Annotated in this window: 21 protein-coding genes and 3 tRNA genes; 6 read left to right on the top strand and 18 right to left on the bottom strand. The window is 42.1% G+C overall.

Translation table 11 applies throughout. The annotated features are described in order from the left end of the window. Positions 1 to 2 precede the first annotated feature (2 nt). The 3 genes from ACFSN5_RS04410 to ACFSN5_RS04400 are packed head-to-tail and all read right to left on the bottom strand — an operon-like array spanning position 3 to position 2,375. Positions 3 to 899 (bottom strand): RluA family pseudouridine synthase, encoded by an 897-nt coding sequence (locus tag ACFSN5_RS04410; RefSeq protein WP_165329408.1) that lies wholly within the window; start codon positions 897 to 899, stop codon positions 3 to 5. After that, the gene (locus ACFSN5_RS04405) at positions 896 to 1,735 is read right to left on the bottom strand and encodes an NAD kinase (protein ID WP_004228404.1); all 840 of its coding nucleotides are present in this window, start codon (positions 1,733 to 1,735) and stop codon (positions 896 to 898) included. The genes ACFSN5_RS04410 and ACFSN5_RS04405 overlap by 4 nt, the downstream gene beginning before the upstream one ends. Beyond that, complete coding sequence (locus tag ACFSN5_RS04400; protein WP_004229525.1) at positions 1,710 to 2,375, bottom strand: GTP pyrophosphokinase; 666 nt, start codon at positions 2,373 to 2,375, stop codon at positions 1,710 to 1,712. Before ACFSN5_RS04400 ends, ACFSN5_RS04405 begins: the two co-directional genes overlap by 26 nt. Positions 2,376 to 2,511: 136 nt before the next feature. Here ACFSN5_RS04400 and ACFSN5_RS04395 point away from each other — a divergent pair, with 136 nt between their 5' ends. The 6 genes from ACFSN5_RS04395 (at position 2,512) to ACFSN5_RS04370 (ending at position 7,391) form a co-directional block, all read left to right on the top strand. Then, positions 2,512 to 3,096, top strand: coding sequence for a CYTH domain-containing protein (locus ACFSN5_RS04395; protein ID WP_165329409.1), 585 nt, complete (start codon positions 2,512 to 2,514; stop codon positions 3,094 to 3,096). 168 nt (positions 3,097 to 3,264) lie between these two features. Then, positions 3,265 to 4,230: a ribose-phosphate diphosphokinase gene (locus tag ACFSN5_RS04390; RefSeq protein WP_165212990.1), complete on the top strand. Its 966-nt coding sequence runs from the start codon at positions 3,265 to 3,267 to the stop codon at positions 4,228 to 4,230. 3 nt (positions 4,231 to 4,233) lie between these two features. Further along, positions 4,234 to 5,355 (top strand): cysteine desulfurase family protein, encoded by a 1,122-nt coding sequence (locus ACFSN5_RS04385; RefSeq protein ID WP_165212988.1) that lies wholly within the window; start codon positions 4,234 to 4,236, stop codon positions 5,353 to 5,355. A 4-nt stretch (positions 5,356 to 5,359) separates the two neighbouring features. Further along, positions 5,360 to 5,722, top strand: a complete 363-nt coding sequence (locus tag ACFSN5_RS04380) for a DUF1831 domain-containing protein (RefSeq protein WP_004227302.1) — start codon at positions 5,360 to 5,362, stop codon at positions 5,720 to 5,722. Between the two features lie 125 nt (positions 5,723 to 5,847). Further along, positions 5,848 to 6,486 carry a redox-sensing transcriptional repressor Rex gene (locus ACFSN5_RS04375; RefSeq protein ID WP_165212986.1) on the top strand — a complete coding sequence of 213 codons (639 nt, stop codon included), beginning with the start codon at positions 5,848 to 5,850 and terminating at the stop codon, positions 6,484 to 6,486. 212 nt (positions 6,487 to 6,698) lie between these two features. Beyond that, complete coding sequence (locus tag ACFSN5_RS04370) at positions 6,699 to 7,391, top strand: gamma-glutamyl-gamma-aminobutyrate hydrolase family protein (RefSeq protein WP_165212984.1); 693 nt, start codon at positions 6,699 to 6,701, stop codon at positions 7,389 to 7,391. Between the two features lie 147 nt (positions 7,392 to 7,538). Here the strand turns inward: ACFSN5_RS04370 and radC are convergent, their stop codons facing one another. The 15 genes from radC to ACFSN5_RS04295 form a co-directional block, all read right to left on the bottom strand. Continuing rightward, positions 7,539 to 8,234, bottom strand: coding sequence for a RadC family protein (radC, locus tag ACFSN5_RS04365; protein ID WP_165212983.1), 696 nt, complete (start codon positions 8,232 to 8,234; stop codon positions 7,539 to 7,541). A gap of 130 nt (positions 8,235 to 8,364) precedes the next feature. Further along, positions 8,365 to 10,323: a PTS fructose transporter subunit IIABC gene (locus tag ACFSN5_RS04360; RefSeq protein ID WP_165212981.1), complete on the bottom strand. Its 1,959-nt coding sequence runs from the start codon at positions 10,321 to 10,323 to the stop codon at positions 8,365 to 8,367. Then, entirely contained in the window at positions 10,320 to 11,231 is a 912-nt protein-coding gene (pfkB, locus tag ACFSN5_RS04355) for a 1-phosphofructokinase (RefSeq protein ID WP_165212979.1), read from the bottom strand. The genes ACFSN5_RS04360 and pfkB overlap by 4 nt, the downstream gene beginning before the upstream one ends. Next, a complete protein-coding gene (locus tag ACFSN5_RS04350; RefSeq protein WP_346773316.1) occupies positions 11,228 to 11,971 on the bottom strand; it encodes a DeoR/GlpR family DNA-binding transcription regulator in 744 nt (247 codons plus the stop codon). The genes pfkB and ACFSN5_RS04350 overlap by 4 nt, the downstream gene beginning before the upstream one ends. Positions 11,972 to 12,344: 373 nt before the next feature. Next, positions 12,345 to 13,343, bottom strand: a complete 999-nt coding sequence (locus ACFSN5_RS04345) for an NAD(P)/FAD-dependent oxidoreductase (protein WP_165212975.1) — start codon at positions 13,341 to 13,343, stop codon at positions 12,345 to 12,347. Next, complete coding sequence (gene trmD / locus ACFSN5_RS04340) at positions 13,321 to 14,082, bottom strand: tRNA (guanosine(37)-N1)-methyltransferase TrmD (RefSeq protein WP_165213080.1); 762 nt, start codon at positions 14,080 to 14,082, stop codon at positions 13,321 to 13,323. The genes ACFSN5_RS04345 and trmD overlap by 23 nt, the downstream gene beginning before the upstream one ends. Then, entirely contained in the window at positions 14,072 to 14,593 is a 522-nt protein-coding gene (gene rimM / locus ACFSN5_RS04335) for a ribosome maturation factor RimM (protein ID WP_165212973.1), read from the bottom strand. The genes trmD and rimM overlap by 11 nt, the downstream gene beginning before the upstream one ends. Positions 14,594 to 14,819: 226 nt before the next feature. Then, positions 14,820 to 14,892 (bottom strand) — tRNA-Arg (locus tag ACFSN5_RS04330). Positions 14,893 to 14,977: 85 nt separating this feature from the next. Further along, positions 14,978 to 15,061 (bottom strand) — tRNA-Leu (locus ACFSN5_RS04325). A 19-nt stretch (positions 15,062 to 15,080) separates the two neighbouring features. After that, positions 15,081 to 15,152 (bottom strand) — tRNA-Gln (locus ACFSN5_RS04320). A gap of 376 nt (positions 15,153 to 15,528) precedes the next feature. After that, entirely contained in the window at positions 15,529 to 15,768 is a 240-nt protein-coding gene (locus ACFSN5_RS04315) for a KH domain-containing protein (protein ID WP_004229971.1), read from the bottom strand. An 11-nt stretch (positions 15,769 to 15,779) separates the two neighbouring features. Continuing rightward, positions 15,780 to 16,052, bottom strand: coding sequence for a 30S ribosomal protein S16 (rpsP, locus tag ACFSN5_RS04310; protein ID WP_165212971.1), 273 nt, complete (start codon positions 16,050 to 16,052; stop codon positions 15,780 to 15,782). 410 nt (positions 16,053 to 16,462) lie between these two features. After that, complete coding sequence (locus ACFSN5_RS04305; RefSeq protein ID WP_241154230.1) at positions 16,463 to 16,729, bottom strand: hypothetical protein; 267 nt, start codon at positions 16,727 to 16,729, stop codon at positions 16,463 to 16,465. A 350-nt stretch (positions 16,730 to 17,079) separates the two neighbouring features. Beyond that, positions 17,080 to 17,925: an alpha/beta hydrolase gene (locus tag ACFSN5_RS04300; protein ID WP_165212969.1), complete on the bottom strand. Its 846-nt coding sequence runs from the start codon at positions 17,923 to 17,925 to the stop codon at positions 17,080 to 17,082. Continuing rightward, positions 17,922 to 19,157, bottom strand: coding sequence for a PTS sugar transporter subunit IIC (locus ACFSN5_RS04295; RefSeq protein WP_165212967.1), 1,236 nt, complete (start codon positions 19,155 to 19,157; stop codon positions 17,922 to 17,924). Before ACFSN5_RS04295 ends, ACFSN5_RS04300 begins: the two co-directional genes overlap by 4 nt. Positions 19,158 to 19,791: the final 634 nt, after the last annotated feature.

Here is a 19,791-nt window from a genome sequence, read left to right as displayed (position 1 = left end):
CTCTATTCTAAATTATGTTGTAGATTCATGATAGCGCTTTCGAAATCATCTGTCAAGCCAGATTCATAGATCCGTTCTTGACCCGTAAAAGGATCGGTTAAACATAGAGAATGACAGTGGAGAGCCTGACGTTTCATTCCATAATCCAAGGAGCCGCCATAGAGGTCATCTCCAAGGAGAGGCTGACCAATGTGCGAAAAATGTACTCTAATTTGATGGGTTCGACCAGTATGCAGCTGAATATCCAGCAACTTCACCCGACCGAAACGCTCTAAAACCCGATAGCTAGTATGGGCATACTTGCCTGAGGAATGTACTTGACGGGTAATAATACTATCCGATACTCGAGCAATAGGGGCAATAATTTCTCCCTGATCTGGTAGGTCCTCCTGTCCAGCTACCAAAGCATAATAGCGCTTCTCAATGGTTTTGGCCTGCAGGGCCTTGTCCATACGTGAATGGGCATAGCCGTGCTTAGCAAAGAGCATGAGACCGCTCGTATCCTTGTCTAAGCGCGTAACAATGTGGACCTGCTGATTTTCATAACCTTTTTCCTGATAGTAAGCCTTAACAAAATTAGCGATAGTTTCCGAATGAAGGATGCTAGGGATACTAGCATACCCCGCTGGTTTATTAACCACTAAGAAATTATCATCCTCAGCAATGATAGTCAAAGGGTGATGAATAGGCAGCAGATTAGGGCTTCCCACTTCTGCTGGAATATCAACTGCTACCTTATCTCCTTGAGTCAATAAATAAATGGCATTTCGTTCAATGCCATTTACCCATATATGTCCGCCCTGATATTTTATCTTAGCTAAAAGACCCTTAGAAATATCATGTCCCTTGAGGAAGGTCTTGATCTTGCAAGAGCGATCAGCGATAAATTCAAATCTCACGTTTCTACCTCACCGATAAAGGCATCCTTAACCCGCTCCCAGAAACCCGTATGATGGGGGGTTGACAGAAAACTAATTTTCTTATCATCCAGACAAAATTCCATCTTAGCCACATTGCGATAACTATAGGATTTATTATCAAAGGAGACTGTATAGGAGCCAACGCGTTTAGGTTCGATGGTCACGGTTTCCCCCTTAGGAATAATAGCTGAACTCCCTAAGGTCCGATAGACACGGTTGTTGAGACTAGCAATTTCCGTCATCTGAAAAGCCTCTACCGTTGGATGGAGGACCGCTCCGCCAATGGATTTGTTATAGGCTGTGCTACCTGTCGGTGTTGAGACCGTAATCCCATCACCGCGGAAACGTTCCAGAGGCGTGCCATTGATAGAAACATCCGCTACCATGGTTTTTTCCAAACGACGCAGGCTAGCTTCATTAAGAGCCCGAGCCGTCACCACTCGACCATCGGCCATAGTTACAGTCACTCGCAAAAGGGGATAGGAAATCTTCTCCCCTTGGTTTGACCGAAGATTTCTCAAAAAGGTATCCACTTCAAAGTCCCGATAATCAGTATAAAAACCTAAATGACCGGTGTGAATGCCAACAAAACGCACCTTATCCAAAGATTTCTCATACATGTGAAAAGCCGACAGAAGCATGCCATCGCCACCAATGGAAATCACAATATCAGGATTGTCCTTACTGAGATAAAAATCCCGATCGGGCTTGAGAGCCGCAAAAATTTTGGAGGCGACTCGTTTGCTTTGGTACTTACCGTTAGCAATAATGGCCACCCTAGTCTGAGGCTTACCTGTATAATTCATCTGTGTCATCACTGTTTCCTACACCATCACTTAGTTTTCTGCTAACAGGATCATACAGAAGCTGAGCTTCCTTGATATCATCCCGAATTTTTCGCATTTCTTCATCCAACTCACGCGCAATCCTAGAGGTTACCTCAAGCCGCTGCTTAATTTCTTCCGGGAAATCCCCTTTATATTTGTAATTAAGTGAGTGCTCAATGGTAGCCCAGAAATTCATCGCCAGTGTCCTAATCTGAATTTCGGCCAGCACGTTTTTTTGTCCGTCAATCGTATCAACTGGATATTCAATAATCACATGGTAAGACCGATAGCCACTGGCCTTACGATTATTGATATAGTCTCGCTCTTGGACGATTGTCATATCATGACGCTGACGAATTAATTCTAAAACCTCTTGAACGTCATCAACAAACTGGACCATAATACGCACACCAGCAATATCTTGCATATCCTCGGCCAAATGCTCTTCCTTAACACCACGAAGAAGCATTTTTTCCTTGATACTTTCAATTGGCTTAACCCGACCGGTCACAAATTCAATAGGCGAATGGCGATTCTGCTTGCGGAATTGCTTACGAATGCCTCGAAACTTAATTTTCAATTCACCAACAGTCTGAATATAGGGGTCTAAGAAGGCTTCCCATTCCATATTTGTCTACTTTAAACTCCTGTTTTTCTAGGCTTATGACTAATCAACAGTCATGCCTTGTCAATTAGTCCACATTTTTATAAAATTAGTTTAAGTAAAATTATACCATAAAAAGGGCTACAGAAGGAAAATCAAAATGAATCATTTGGAAATCGAATACAAGACCATGCTTAATAAGGCTGAGTTCAATCGAATGGAGACCCTCTTTTCACACATTCCGGCTATCACCCAAACCAACTACTACTTTGATACCGATGACTTTATTATGCGAAAAAAGCGTTTGTCTCTGCGTATTCGTACCTTTGACAAGGGAGCCGAACTAACTCTGAAAATTCCTAAAGAGGTGGGCACCTTGGAACACAATATTGATCTTAGCCGCCAAGAAGCGAGACAGATTATTGAATCTTGTCAATTTCCTGACAATGCCATTAAGGACCTCATTCATGAGCACGGTGTTGACTGCGACCAGCTTAAAAATTTAGGCCACTTGACAACCGTTCGGCGGGAAAAAGAATCTCCCATTGGTCTCATGGCCCTAGATAAGAACAATTACGCAGGCCGAATTGATTATGAACTAGAGCTTGAAGTTGAGGAGCCTGATAAGGGCAAAGTCGATTTTGAAGCCTTCTTATTAGAAAATAACATTGATCTTAAATATGCTAAAAGTAAAGTAGCACGCTTCTGCTCAACCTTAAAACAAAATGATAGATTTTTTAAATAGCGATAAAAGGCTGGAAAAATCAGCCTTTTTTGGTACAATATAAAAGGAAAATTCTAAGATTTCGAGGCCTAAAACTAGGGAAACTCCTCCCCTCAGTCACCCTTGATTTTCTTACACACTCAATAAGCCTCTGAGCTTATCGCTTATTCAAAGGAGAATGACACTGTCATGGTAGAAACTAGCACCCCAAAATTATTTTCGCTGACATCTAATACTGCTATTGCAGAAAAAATCTCACAAGCAGCTGGAATTCCGCTTAGCAAATTAGCTTCTAAGCAATTTTCCGACGGTGAAATCATGATTAACATCGAAGAAAGTGTCCGTGGCTATGATATCTACGTCATCCAGTCGACTAGCTTTCCTGTTAATGACAATCTCTGGGAACTCCTAATTATGATTGATGCCTGCAAGCGGGCTTCGGCTAATTCAGTCAATATCATCATACCTTACTTTGGTTACGCTCGCCAAGACCGCATTGCTCAGCAGCGCGAACCTATCACAGCCAAGCTGGTCGCTAATATGTTGGTCAAAGCCGGAGCTGACCGTATCCTAACGCTTGATTTGCACGCTGTTCAAGTACAAGGGTTCTTCGATATTCCAGTTGATAACCTCTTTACGGTTCCTCTCTTTGCGGAACGCTATGTTCACATGGGACTCAAGGGTTCTGATGTCGTTGTCGTCAGCCCCAAAAACTCAGGTATCAAACGAGCTCGTAGCTTGGCAGAATACCTAGATGCTCCAATTGCTATCGTTGACTATGCTCAAGACGATACTCACCGTGAAGAAGGGTACATTATCGGAGAGGTCGCTGGAAAAAAGGCTATCTTGATTGATGATATTCTCAATACCGGTAAAACCTTCGCTGAAGCGGCTAAAATTGTCGAACGTAATGGTGCTTCTGAAATCTATGCGGTTGCCAGCCACGGTCTATTCGCCGGTGGAGCCGCTGAAATTCTCGAAGCAGCTCCTATTAAAGAAATTCTAGTGACTGACTCTGTAGCTACCAAAGAAAGAGTCAGCAGCAATGTTACCTATATCTCAGCTAGCGGGCTGATTGGTGATGCTATCACTCGCATTCACAACCACAAACCACTCAGTCCACTCTTCACTTATACTGCCGAAGACGAGGATTAAGAGATGATTTATCTTGATAATGCTGCGACAACTCCTTTAATTCCAAGTGTTATCGACGCAATGACAGCGGTTATGACCGACAATTTTGGCAATCCGTCCAGTATCCATACCTATGGACGTCAAGCCAGCCATCTCTTGCGGGAAAACCGGCTTACTATAGCCAAGACTTTAAAGACTCAGCCTAGAAATATTATCTTCACATCTGGAGCCACCGAAAGCAATAACATGGCCATTCAGGGCTACGCTCTAGCCAATCAAGATAAGGGCAAACACTTGATTACCACTGCCATTGAGCACCATTCAGTCCTCCATGTTATGGACTATTTGGAAAAGCGATTTGGTTTCCAAGTGACCTATCTCCAGCCTGATGCCAACCATCAGTTCACTGTAGAGGCGCTCAAAGCTGCCCTTAGAGAAGATACCATCCTAGTCTCGACTATGATGGCCAATAATGAAACCGGAGATCTTTTCCCTATAAGCGACTTTGCCCAGCTTTTGGCTGACCATCAGGCAGTTTTTCATGTTGATGCTGTCCAAGCCATGGGCAAAATGGCTATTCGGCCCGAAGAACTCGGTGTTGATTTCCTTTCTGCTTCTGCTCATAAGTTTCACGGTCCTAAGGGAACGGGCTTTCTCTATGCCAAACCTCATCACATGGACAATCTCCTGCACGGTGGCGAGCAAGAGGATAAAAGACGGGCTAGCACTGAGAATATGATTGGCATTACAGGTATGGCTCAAGCACTCAAAGAGGCCGACCAAAACTTAGATGGGAACTATCAAAAAGTAGCTCACCTCCGCAATGTCTTCTTAAAAGAATTGACTAAGCAAGGCCTAGACTACTATCTCAACGGGAGTGATAACAGCCTTCCCTATGTCATCAATATCGGTTTTCCGCGAAGCCATAACAATCTTCTCCTAACCCAATTAGACTTAGCAGGATTCGCTGTATCGACGGGTTCTGCCTGTACCGCTGGTACTGTTGACCCCAGTCATGTTTTGGAAGCCTACTACGGGAGCGACTCCTCTCGCTTGGACGAGTCCATTCGCATCAGCCTGTCAGAACTCAATACCCCTGAGGAATTAATCAAACTCGCAAAACAATTAAAAGAAATTATAGGATGATACCATGGCATTTGAAAAATCTATTCACTTGGACGACTGTAAGTATACCTATACCATCAGTCCTAAGATTAAAAAATATACACTGAGAGATACAACTTTTGAACCAAATAAACTTGGTCATTACGAACTTAACCGTCTTCTGGAAGAGGTTCCCAATTCTGGACAAGGTTTCCCTGTTAAAATTACTATTCACAAGGATTTGTCTTCCTTTAAACTCAGTATCACCGACCAGTCTGGACTGCGCTTGGTCAATATCTTTAAATCAGACAAAACAGCTATTATTCAAGATAAATTTTACTTTTTGATGGATAGCTTGGTCGAGCGAGATATTTTTACGAAAACAGAAAATGACAGTCCAAATCTTTGATTTCGATAGAAGAATCCTATGCTAACATAGGATTTTTTTATCACAAATTTGTTGCAGTTTTCACAATCTTGTTCTACAATTAACTTAGAACTATTGACTTTAAAATAGATTGGAGATAGTCAATCATGGTTATTGATAAATCTATTCCAAAAGCGACAGCCAAACGCCTATCGCTCTATTATCGAACTTTTAAACGCTTTAATGCAGGGAATATTGAAAAGGCCAGCTCCAAGCAAATTGCTGAAGCTATCGGAATCGACTCAGCCACTGTTCGCCGAGATTTTTCTTACTTTGGTGAACTAGGGAGACGGGGATTTGGTTACGACGTTAAGAAGTTGATGAATTTCTTCGCTGATATCCTTAACGATCATTCTATCACTAGTGTAGCCCTAGTCGGCTGCGGGAATATGGGCCGAGCCCTGCTCCACTACCGTTTTCATGAACGCAATAAGATGCAAATTATAATGGCATTTGATACGGATGATCATGAACTGGTTAATACTAAGACAGACGATGGCATTCCTATCTACGGTATTTCGACCGTCAAAGAGCATCTCAAAAACTCTAATTGCCAGACGGCCATCCTGACTGTTCCCAGTCTTAAAGCCCGGGAAGTCGCTGATCAGCTAGTAGAGGCTGGTATCAAAGGAATACTGAGCTTCTCTCCAGTCAATTTGCACCTGCCTGAGGGTGTCTTTGTGCAATACGTCGATCTGACCAGTGAACTCCAGACACTTCTCTTCTTTATGAATCAGAATCACTAAAAGTATTAAAGTTCAATAAAATTGAAGAGCATGTAAGATAGATGCTTATAGATTTTTTTCTAGGTCATCTTATGAGTTAGCGATACTGTCTATTATATGCCCTTTCAACTGCCTTATGCTCCTCTTCAAAGATTAGCACAATGTGTGGGGAGGCAAGTTTCCGTCCCATCTCTTTCTCAATTCATATTTTACCACCTAGGAGGTTTTCCTTAATGAAGCAAAAACCAATCATTGGTATTACAACAAATGAAAGGCCTAACAGCGATAACATCACCACTAGTTATACTCCCAAAGGATTTGTCCAAGCGGTTCAAAGGGCTGGTGGAATTCCTCTGCTCCTGCCTATTGGTTCCATCGATGATGCTATCGAGTATGTTGGTATGGTGGATAAAATTCTATTGATTGGTGGACAAAATGTTGATCCTGAATTCTATCACGAAACAAAACAGGCATTAGATGATGATTTTTCTCACCGCCGAGATATTTTTGAATTTGCCATTATCGATGAAGCTATTCGTCAAAGAAAATCTATATTCTCCGTTTGCCGTGGTACCCAACTAATGAATGTGGCTCTGGGAGGTAACCTCAACCAAGCCATTGAAAATCACTGGCAGGAGGCTCCGACTGACTATCTCTCCCATGAAATGACGATCAAAGCCAATACAAAATTAGCTGAAATCTACGGCTCTGAAACCACAATCAACTCCTTCCATCATCAGAGCATTAAGGAACTCTCTCCCTATCTTGATGTTATTGCTGAGGATCCTAAAGATGCAACCATCGAAGCCGTTGCTTCCAACCATCCTGATATCCATTTTTTAGGAGTCCAATGGCATCCAGAGCATCTGATTGGCAGTCGGCAGGAAGATCAAGAGCTCTTCAACTATTTTGTCAACGAACTATAGGCATGAAAAAAGCGATTGAAAATTAAGAGGCTGCTATCCTCTCATATCATTAAGCAGCTTCCCAAGAGCTAAGCTACTTACTTATCATTTTGACCAGACAGTTTTCTACTGCCTGGTCTTTTTATTAGCAAGTTAGTTTCAATATTTTCAGCTGGGCAGATCAATGATAATATCTGTTTTTTCCCGAAAACTATAATAATGATCATAACCAACGATAATATGATCCAAAAAGGCCAAACCAAGGTCATCACAGCAGCGTTTGATTTTCTCTGTAAACACAATATCATAACGGCTCGGATCAGGCTGTCCTGAAGGATGGTTATGAACAACGATAACTGATGTTGCCATAACTCGACAAGCGTAGTGGAGAATCTCTCGTGGTTCTGCAATAGAGCGCTGAACGCTACCAATAAAAATAGTTTGCTTTTTAATCAGGCGATTCTGAGTGTCTAAATAGAGAGCTATCAAATGCTCCTGTCTTTTATCCCGCAACTCTGCTATCATTTTCTTGGCCAGACGGTCACTGGAAATAATCCTTTCTGACTTCTCAGGCAATGTTTGATTGATGCGCTTAGAGAATTCTAAGGCCGCTTTCAGCTCAATGGATTTAACCCGACCGATTCCTGGAATAGCTTGCAACTCCTCCAAGGATAAACTGCGAAAATCTGCTAAGCTATCAACTGTCTCCAAAATATTATTGGCCAGAGTTAAAACGTGGTGCCGTCGAGTTCCCGTCCGCAAGAGAATGGCTAATAGCTCTTGATTGCTCAGGCTCTCTGCACCAAGACTAATCAGGCGTTCTCTGGGTCTCATAGCTTCTTCATGAATTTCTACACTATACATGTTCTACCTCCTAACTTTATATTCGTAGGCCAGTGGCAAAAATGCTATTTTTCCGCAACATTTTAAAAATTAAAAATCCCTCCAGTTAAATGAATAACTGAAGAGATAGATGTCATTTTTGAACATTAAGTTAAGCATCTTGTTCCTTACGGAGAGCACCGAAGATGATACCCGATACAACTGCTCCGATGGCAACAAAGATCAGATAGAGCCACCAGTTTGTTGTCAAAGCAACAACGAAGATACCGCCGTGAGGAGCTAAAAGCTTGATACCCGCAGCACCAACTAAAGCTCCTGTTAAAGCTGAACCGACCATAAAGCTTGGAATAGCACGACCTGGGTCAGCAGCACCAAATGGGATAGCCCCTTCGGTAATAAAGGACAAGCCCATAACAATATTGGTCAAACCGGAATCGCGCTCTTCCTTATTAAACTTCTTAGGGAAAAGACGAGTGGCTACAAAGACTGCCAACGGCGGAACCATACCACCGGCCATAACTGCTGCCATAACAACTGTACCACCATGCGCAAGAGCATTAGGATCTGCCAACGTACCTGTAGCGAAAACATAAGCTGCCTTATTGAATGGGCCACCCATATCGATAGCCATCATGGCACCAACAATCAAGCCTAGAAGTACAGCCGAACTTCCTGATAAACCTTCCAAGAAGCTACTTAAAGCTGTGTTGATAGCTCCCATTGGTACATTGACTAAAAGCATTAACAAGCCTGTGATAGCAACACCAAGCAAAGGCAAGAGCAAGATAGACTTGATCCCTTCCAAAGAGCGAGGGACTTTGACATATTTTTTCAGCATCAAAGCCACACCACCAGCTAAGAAACCACCGACTAAAGCACCGAGGAAGCCGGATGGAATTAGCTTACTTTCATCAACACCAATCATATTGATGGCATAACCAACTTTGGCAATATAACCAGCCGTAACACCGGCTACTAAACCAGGCTTTTCAGCAATTGAATAAGCGATGTAGCCAGCCAAGATTGGTAACATGAAGAAGAAGGCGGCTCCTCCAATTTGATTAAATAGAGCTGCAGCAGTATGATAGTGACCTAGGTCTGACAAGTGACTTTGCGGAACACCCATAAAATTATCAATCAAGAAAGAAATTGCAGTAATGATACCGCCACCGATAACGAATGGCAGCATTTGCGAAACACCGCTCATCAAATGTTTGTAGAAGGCGGCTCCAAGGCCGGTCTTTTCACCAGAATCAGCGGCAGCTGAGCTAGCTTCTCCTGCGGCCGCATGGTAGGTTTCTGCCTTACCATCCAAAATAGCATTAATCAATTCCTCTGGTTTTTTAATACCTTCAGCGACTGGGCGAGAAATCAATGGTTTGCCATCAAAACGAGGCATTTCAACGGCCTTATCCGCAGCAACAATAACACCCTTAGCGCGTTTAATTTCATCAGCTGTTAGGGCATTACCGATGCCTGAAGCACCATTGGTCTCAACTCGAACATTAACACCCATTTCCTGTCCTTGCTTAATCAGTGCTTCTTCTGCCATGTAGGTGTGAGCAATACCAGTGGTACAAGCAGTAACCGCAACGACCAGTGGCTGGTCATCGTCAGCGGCTGGAGCAACCTTAGCAGCAGCTTCTGCCTGATTTTCTTCTTCTGCTGCATCAAAGGTTGCTATGACTTCCTCAGGAGTGGTTACTTGACGTAATTTATCAGCAAAGCCATCCTTCATTAAATACTTAGATAATTCAGCCAAGGCAGCCAAGTGAGTATCATTGGCACCATCTGGAGCTGCAATCATAAAGAAGAGGTCGGTTGGCTGACCATCAAGAGCTTCATAATCAACACCCTTAGCTGATTTAGCAAAGAGTACCGTTGCCTCCTTAACAGCAGCATTTTTGCTGTGAGGCATGGCGATACCATCACCCAAACCAGTTGAAGTTTGGGCCTCCCGATTCATGATACCTGTTTTGAAGGTATCAAAGTCGGTAACAATTCCCTTGTCAACCAAGGAAGAAATCATTTCATCAATTGCAGCTTCCTTAGTAGTTGCCTGCAGATCCATGATCATGACTTCTTTTCTCAAGACATCTTGAATTTTCATAGTTTTTCTACCTCTACTTTTTGATAAGTTTCTTTGATAAAATCGACACTAGCTAGATCATCGGAAAAGGCGGTCGATGTCCCGCAAGCCACACCCCATTTTAGGGCTTGGACTGGATCACCAGATTTGACAAATTCTCCTGTGAAGCCAGCAACCATTGAATCGCCTGCACCAACCGAATTTTTAACTTGACCTTTGATTGGTTTAGCAAAATAAGCAGCTTCTGGTGTTACCAACAAAGCCCCCTCACCTGCCATAGAAATGATAACGTTTTGAGCTCCCTTGGCTAGAATCTCTCTAGCATATTTTTCAACATCTGCCAAGCCGCTGAGCTGGACATCAAAGATAGCCTCCAGTTCGTGGTTATTAGGCTTAACCAAGAGCGGTTGATAATTCAAGGAATCTAAGAGAGTTTGCCCTTCAAAGTCACAAACAACTTGAGCGCCTGCTTCCTTAGCGACAGGAAGCAAACGATTATAAACTTGGTTGCCTAAATTACTTGGGGCAGAACCCGCAAAAACCACAGTATCATCGTCCGAAAGGCCTGCCAGAATGGCTTCCAAATCAGCCAACTGCTCTGGACTAATTTCAGGACCAGCACCATTGATTTCTGTCTCATCATTTGCCTTTATTTTGACATTAATTCGAGTATCTTGATCAACCTGAACAAATTTTGTTGGGATGTTTTCAGTCTTGAGTCCATCTTCAACGAACTTGCCAGTGAAACCGCCCAAGAAACCTGTTGCCGTATTAGGCACACCTAAGCGTTGCAAAATTCGACTAACATTGATGCCCTTCCCCCCAGAAAACTTATCGTCGCTGTCCACGCGATTGACACTGCCGAGAACGACCCTGTCCAGACGAACGATGTAGTCGATAGATGGGTTGAGGGTTACGGTATAAATCATACTTCAATCACCTTCGTTTTTTCCTTTATAGTAGTGACAATTGGTTTAGAGGAGCGATTAATGACCAAGGTAACCTCTTCCAGTTTAGCAAACTTAGCAAAGGCTACCTGATCCAGCTTAGTAGCATCAGTCAGTACAAAGGCTTCCTTGCTGCTGGCAATGACTGCCTGCTTAATGGTTGCCTCATAAATATCGGGAGTGGTTAGATTCTCACCATCAATCCCATTAGTTCCCAAAAAAGCCTTATCAAAATTGAGCTGGTTAATCTGCTGAAAGGCGATAGGCCCAATATTAGCGTCAGTAGGAATCTTAACATTCCCCCCAATCATAACCGTAGGAATCCCCTTTTCAACAAGCTTGATGCCATGATGGATAGAATTCGTCACCACCGTCAAATTTTGACTCGTTAACTTGTCCACCAAAAGTTCATTGGTCGTCCCGGCCTCAATAAAAATGACTTCACCATCATCAATCAGGTCCTTGGCTTTCTGAGCAATCAGTTTTTTCTCTTGAACATTTTTGATAGCCTTTTGCTGGTTGCTCAGCTCTTCTTGAAGGTTGGAAAGCCTTTCTGCCCCGCCATGAATGCGGTGTAGTTTTCGCTCAGCCTCAAGTTCGTCCAAATCACGGCGGACTGTCGATTCGGACGTTTCTAACAGAGATACTAAACTGTCTAAGGTCACAAAATCATACTGGCTGATTCGCTCCATAATCAGCTTTTTACGCTCTAACTTAAGAATAGCAACACCCCCTCTGCAATCGTTTACAATCTTTATTATAAGCCAATTTCTTCCAATGTCAAGCACTTTCTTCCAAAAACAGTCAAACCCTTGCCCCATCGATAGAAAAACCAAGCAGCAACTACCGCTTGGTCTATATTACAACTATCTAAAAACCTTTGAGTTTCCAGCTGCCAACTGCCAGAAAGGAAAGTAAGACTAACAGAATCCAGCTAGGGATTCAAGTCTAAACTAGTCATTATCTAAAATTGGCAGACAACCAGCATCAGATTAGTAAAGCCCTGATGAGGTTAGATTCATAACTAGATAAAATTTATCTCACAAAATTAGACCAGTTGTCACTAAGGCTAATGAATGAAAGGACACAAATATCTCAGTCTTTGATTAGGGAAGTCGAGTGAACGGCTCGATTATCACGATCAGGATAAATATACTTGATAGCATGATTAACGGCAGTTGGAGCTTCGCCAAAGCCTGTAGCAATCAGGTCAACCTTGCCATCATAGTCAGCGGCATCACCGATTGCATAGACACCTTCCTGACTGGTTTGAAAGACCGGTGACACGGCGATATTGGTCCGCTTGTAGTCAATCCCCCAGTTACGCAAGTTCTTATTATTGGTTGAGAAACCAAAACTGACAATCAAGGCATCTAGGTCCAAATCTACCACTTCTTCTGCCTTCACCTTTTGAATGGACAGCCCAGTCACAGTTTTACCATCTCCATGTAAGCTCAAAGGGATATAAGGCGTCATAATCTTGACCGAGGAAGCATTCAAAAGTTCCACACTATGTTCATGAGCCCGAAAAGCATCCCGCCGGTGAACAATGGTCACACTCTCAGCGATTGGCTCCAGATGCAGGGCCCAATCAACCGCTGAATCGCCGCCGCCGCAGATGACCACCTTCTGGCCAGCAAATTGGTCTAGCTTATGAACATTATAGAAAAGATTATTATCAGCATAGACTTCTTCACCTTCAAGCCCCAAGGTTCGCGGAGCAAAAGCTCCATTGCCGCAAGCGATGATAATAGCTCGGGATAAATGTTGTCCTTTGTTGGTTTCAATAGTAAAGAGCTCGCCCGTCTTTTCAAAACTCAAAACTTCTTCCTTGAGGCAAATCTCAGTCGTCTCCTTAAAACGGTCCAGCTGTGCCAACAAATTTTCGGTCAGCTCAACCCCATTGGTCTTAGGATAGGCAGGAATATCATAAATAAGTTTTTCAGGATAAAGCACAGCTGGCTGCCCACCTAGTTCAGACAGGCTTTCAATGATTTTAACAGACATACCACGTAGACCGGCATAAAAAGCAGCGAAAAGGCCAACCGGCCCGCCACCGATAATAGTAATATCAGCAATCTTTTGTTCCGTCATTTGTTTCCTCAATTTCTCTATTTTCTTTTTTAATTTTTTCCAAAAGCTCTACTTCTTCAGTACCCAACTGGTACTGCTCCAGCAAGTCAGGCCGCCTTTGCCAAGTCTTGCGCAAACTCTGCTCCAACCGCCAGCGACGAATATTCTCGTGGTGACCACTCATCAGAACATCAGGAACCGTCATCCCTTGAAAGTCATACGGACGGGTGTATTGAGGATATTCTAAGAGACCGGATGAAAAGCTATCATCCTGATGGCTGGATTCCTTACCCAAAACCTCAGGAATAAGGCGAACAGTCGCATCGACAATGGTCATAGCTGCCAGTTCACCACCTGTTAAAATAAAATCACCCAGAGAGACCTCATCGGTCACCAAGGTCTTGATGCGTTCGTCATAACCCTCATAATGACCACAAATAAAAATCAACTGGTCTTCTTGAGCCAGTTCCTCAGCATAAGCCTGATCAAACTTTCGGCCGGCAGGATCCAAGAGCAAAACCCGAGGCTGCTGGTTCTGAATATCAATTTTTGCCATGGTATCAAAAATTGGCTGAACCCGCAGCAGCATACCTTGGCCGCCTCCATAGGGTTCATCATCAACGTGGCGGGATTTTTGCGCATTTTCACGAAAATTATGGTAAGTGATGTCTAAGAGCCCCTTCTCTTGAGCTTTGCCAACAATGGAATATTCCAAAGGGGCAAACATTTCAGGAAAAAGGGTCAGAATATCAATCTTCATCGTCATCTAACCCTTCTAAAAGCTCAACCTCGACACGTTGATTGGCCAAATCAACCTTCTTAACCACCGATGGAATATAGGGCAAGAGTAAGTCCCGTTTGCTTTTTCGCTTAACCACCCAGACATCATTGGCTCCGGGTTGAAGAATTTCTTTAATGAGACCAAGCTGCTGATTGTTTTCATAGACAGGTAGACCAATAATTTGGTGATAATAAAATTCACCTTCAGCCAAATCTGCCAAATTTTCCTCCGCTACTTTAAGAGTGTGGCCCTTAAATTTTTCAATAGCATTGATATGGTACATATCTTTAAACTTGATAATATCGAAATTTTTATGCTTACGATGGCTGGCAATAGTTACCACTTGAACAAATTGATCCTTATCATCAAAAAGGGCCAATTGACTCCCCTTTTGAAACCGCTCTTCCACAAAATCAGTTACCGATAGGACCCGCATCTCCCCTTGAAGCCCTTGAGTATTGACAATAGTCCCAACTTTATAATAGTTCATATAACTTCCTTATATTATTTTAGTCATTTCTTAGTATTTTACCACTCTCTAACCACTAAAGTAAAGAGTGAAATCCCTTAATCAATCATCTAAGAAGGCTAAAAATATCAGTCAAGTCCCCTTTAAAAATTACCTTAATCAAGCCATCAAAAATGAGTCTGGGACAAAAGTCCAGACTCGTTAACATTATTCTAGATTTACTGATTTTTGTCCTACTCTCTAAGGATGCACCCTAGAGAATTCGAACCTCTAACCGCCTGATTCGTAGTCAGGTACTCTATCCAGTTAAACCAAGGGTGTTATTAAATCACATACAACAAATCTAAACCAATAAGCGACCCTTGAAGCATTATTCTAGGCTCGACTTATCAAGTAAGATCCTAATACCGGTGGCCGGGGTCGAACCGGCACGTCCATGAGGACACTGGATTTTGAGTCCAGCGCGTCTGCCAATTCCGCCACACCGGCCTAGAAGCAAATAAAAAAACTGGGGTAGCTGGATTCGAACCAACGCATGAGGGAGTCAAAGTCCCTTGCCTTACCGCTTGGCTATACCCCAATACAACTTATATTTTACTGAAAAATGAGAAACTTGTCAAGCAGCTTAGGAAAGAAAATTCCAAAGATAAATCCTAAAATCTTCCGACCGGCGAAGGCAGTCCGTTAAACCCGTTCAGCTTATAAGTCACTGATAGAGCAATCCACAGTATTGTATGCTAGCGAATCATAGACAGCCATCAGTCATCATTAGAAGTTCTGCCTAAATGAACACGCCTACGACTCTGTGAAATTAGACTCGCTTTCCTATGATCTTTAGGGATTCTTCGTCAAGCTCCCTAAATTTCGTTGGGTCACTTAACAGCTTAGTATCTTGTATAAGGCTTTTCCAAATAGGGAAAGGATCTAAACAGATAAAAAAGTAACAGACACTTCTGCTACTTTTCATCGATAATGATTCTAACTTTTTTGGTCTCAACGGGTACCGAATAGACAATCGACCTTATCGCTGTGATAGTTCGACCTTTTTTGCCGATAATCCGACCAATATCCTGAGGGTCCAAATCCAGATGGTACTCCATAAATTCAGGACCATCTTCAATTTTGATACTGAAGCTATCTGGCTTTGAAATCAAAGGTTTTACGATAGCGATAATAAGATTTTCAATGGTATCCATAAGCTAAGGTCTTATTTTGAGTATTTAGAATCGTGGAATTTTTTCATAATACCTTCACGTGAAAGGATATTACGAACAGTGTCAGAAGGTTGAGCCCCTTTAGACATCCAGTCAAGGATACGGTCTTCCTTCAAAGTTACTTGATTTTCAGCAACCAATGGATTGTAAGTACCGACTGTTTCGATGAAACGGCCATCACGCGGTGCACGTGAATCAGCAACATTGATACGGTAGAAAGGTTTCTTCTTAGAACCCATACGAGTCAAACGAATTTTTACTGACATGTTTAAGTCTCTTTTCTATAATAATTCTTGCTTAGCCATAGCTTCTCCCATGACTTTACGTGAACAGTATAGCAGAAAGAAAACAGGCTGTCAAGAAAAAATCTTGACAGCCCTAAAAATTAGTCAGCCGAAATCTCAGCGCTTCATCATTGTCTCAGACAAAATATTAGCGTGAAATAAATTTTTGAAGCATTTTTCCATTAGCAGACCAAGAATGTGCTTGGTCAGGCGAATCAGGAAGCGATGGCCGAATCCTAGGTAATAAATTTATTGCACCTTTAAGCGATAAGCGATTTGACTCACTGCTGCGGTGTAATTTCAACTCTTCTGAAAGGATTATTGTCCGCAAAATCTTGCGAGGAGACAGAGTCACCGCTACTGTCTCCAAAATTCATGGCAACAAGGGCCGGTTAAATTTTTGTAATAGGAACGCCTGTTCCTTTTAAATCAACTCGAAGGCCTCTGACAAGACCGTAAATAAGATTTTTGCCAACAGTAAAGCAGAGTATGAGTCGCTGCCCCACTTCAATAGAGAATATATTCCCTTGATTTTTAACACTGACAGGTAAAAAGGCCTGAGTAATTAGAGTTGCCGTCATAGCATTGGTCACCACAGCTCGCTCAACAGTATCTAAAGGAAGACCGTCAACCAAACCATTTGCCGCCATAGCCAACATGATTAATCAAACTATCGATCTTCAGCTCCAAAACCTCAACCTGCTGGATACACTGGTGAATCTCTTCGATTGTTGATAATTCAGCACTAATAGTAAAAACTTCAAGATTAGCATTTCAGGCTTCCAAGGTTGCTTTAGCCTGAGATAATCTTGTTTAATTTCAGGCAATCTGAAATATCCGTCTGGCTTCTTTGGCGAGCAGTTTAGCTAGCTCTAATCCGATGCCCGAGGTTCCACCTGTAAGAATAATTGTTTTTATTGTTTCCTCACTTTCATACTAACCTCTAGCCCTTATGATTTTGAAAAACAATTCTATAGAAATAACCGTTTTTCAAAATAAATTGCCCCATTTAACGATCAGGTTTTACTAGCCTATCTGGACGTTCCATCACAATTTTTTCAGCAATATATTGAATGACTTCAGGATTGCTAGGCAAATCAGAATGGCTAGCCTCGTCTCCTGATACGGTTACTTGAGTATAGTGTTTAGCCGTCTTTTGAAAGATGTATTTCCCAGTCTCTACACTGGCAAAAGGGACAATTTTATCCCCATCATAAGACGTCGTACCTGCAAGGTTATAAACCGTCAAATTTTCTGGAATCAGTTCTTTTGCAGCCATCAAATCTTTAAGCATTTGGGTCTTGTTGGAAATATTAGTTTCTTCAAAATTATAAGGAGTAGCAATCGTCAGCAGGGTTTGTATTTGAAAATCCTCCTTGCTGTAATACTTCTCAAGAAAAATGGTCCAGTTGAGTCCACCATTAGAATGACCAATAGCATTGAAGCGCTTGAACTTATACCTATCCTGCAAGGTTGTCAGAGCCAAGTCAAGCCACTCCGCCTGCTTCTTAATATTGGCATAGCCGTCCTGATTATTTTCAAAAGCAATAACGATAAATGGATGTTGATCCTTGCTATTAAGCTTGCCAGAATAAGTGATGGACGCGTCCTTTTTAACAGTTAGTTTTAGAATACTATGGCTTTGACCACGCTCATTCAGACTAGCTAGCAGTCCATTGAAACGCTCTTGAGTCGCATCTGAACCTGGCACTAAAATCGTTGGAATCATTTGCGAATTATAAAGCTTGGTCTTGTGTCTGGTTACTTCATTAACATAGGCTTTTCCCAAAATTGTCATGACTATTAAAAGAAGAGCAACGAGGGAAAAAGCCAGAGATTTCAGGTGCTTTTTCATGAGTCCACTCTTTCTATCCATTCAGCAGCTTGATGTTCTCTTTTCAAGACAAGTCTGACAAAGGGTAAGTAGATCAATACTGCCAGAATCAAGATCAGAGCAGTGACCAAGAGGTAACGCCAGTCCCCATTGGATGCCAAAAAACCGAAGAGTAGACTGGGAGTGCCATTAGGTACTGCGTAAACTGCCGGATTTAACCAGCCTATTTGTAAGCAAAGGGCACCTAAGCCTTCTGCTAAAAGAGTTGTTAAAATCATAGGAAGCAACAAAATAGGTTGCAAGATAACTGGCAGCCCTAAAAGGAAGGGAAGATTTTGATCAAAAATTACAGGAACAAGAGTCCATAATGCTAATTGACGGTAGTGTGAACTGGCCCTTTTACGACTTTCAATCAACACAGCAAGTAAGAGAGCCAAAAGGAGACCAATTCCGCCAAACATGGCAAAACTATCTTTTAAGGTATAAAGAGTAAAAAGATGGGGAATCTTGTCAGTTGCCTGACTTAGGGCTGCATCGAGATTCTCCCCTACAACTGTTAATTCAGTATAAGGGTGCAGGAGGGCATTAGGAACCAGAAAGCCAAAGTTCAACATAAAAATTGCCAATAAAGACCAGAACAGGACCTGCCACAAATGACTAGGACCACCCCCCAACCAATTCGAAAAGCCCATCTGCAAGAGATATTCTGGTTTAAAGCTGGGGAAGCGCTTCAAAAGATTGGAACCGAGACAAATCAAGAGAAGCACTCCTCCTAAACCCACATAAGACAAAGCTGAAGATTTAAAAGGCCAAATCTTAACCCCAAGAAGAAATACAAAAGCAATAACTAACAAAAACAACCAAAATGGCTGACTGGGACCGAGAAGATCCACCCCCTGCCCCATCCTAGCTAAAAAGAGCCAAGTGACCAGAAACCCTAATAGACTAGTCAGGTAGAATTCTCGCTTCATAAAGCTTAAATGACGTCTAATAAAACTGGCCACAAAATAAGCGGCTATAAAAATCATCAAGAACCGCAAAACATTTCCCAGTGTCTGAGATAAAAACAGCCACCACTCTTGCAGATAAAAATCCCATTGACAGGTCTCTGCCAAAAAGGAATTTTCTGAAACAAAAAGATTTTGACAAATGGCCAGCCAGGCATAAATCATCGCAAAAGGAAAAACATCACTAAAGCTCTGATAAAGTTGGTAGCTAAACCTCAGAGAACGCTTAAAATGAGCATCTTTCATAAAATTAACCTTCATTTGCTAAGCTTTGAAAAAGCAGTCAACGTAAAGCACAATCGAATGATAAAACCATTATATCACTTATACAGTAAGAGCAAAAAAATAACATAGCATACAGCCAATGGAGAAAAGTTTCTCGCTGAATGGCTAAGAACTATTTGAAGAAAAAACGAGCAGTGCAGTCTCAAAGTCTATCTTTTACTAAGATATGCTTCATGAATTGGGCTGAAAACACATATAAATGAATTTAAAATCGAATGGCCTCTTAAAAAAACTTTCCTGCAACTGATGTTATCACCAATCTGAAAAACGTCATTGCAAACCGAATACACCTATGCTGCTGCGAAAATAGAACTGTTTTCCTTAAGCCTTTCAATTAACGACCCTGCGTCAAACAAACTTCCTAATTTTCTTTGAAACACTACTTAAGGACTTTGCATCTTCTTTCAGTTTGTTGTACTTTTGTGAAAAGTTTCGTTTTATCCATTTTTTGAGTTATCCGCACCTTGTCACGATAAGAACTGTAGCAATCAATGCTACTGCGGTAGCTGGGTTAGAGAATGGGAAATTCCTTTGCGTATAAAAACAAGGTTGGAACGATCATACCAACCTTGTTTTATTCTTTTTTTAATCTCTC

Source organism: Streptococcus tangpeifui (assembly GCF_044503215.1).
GTDB lineage: Bacteria > Bacillota > Bacilli > Lactobacillales > Streptococcaceae > Streptococcus > Streptococcus tangpeifui.
The sequence above is the reverse complement of the archived record's forward strand: the minus strand, read 5'-3'. Positions and strand labels throughout refer to the sequence as shown.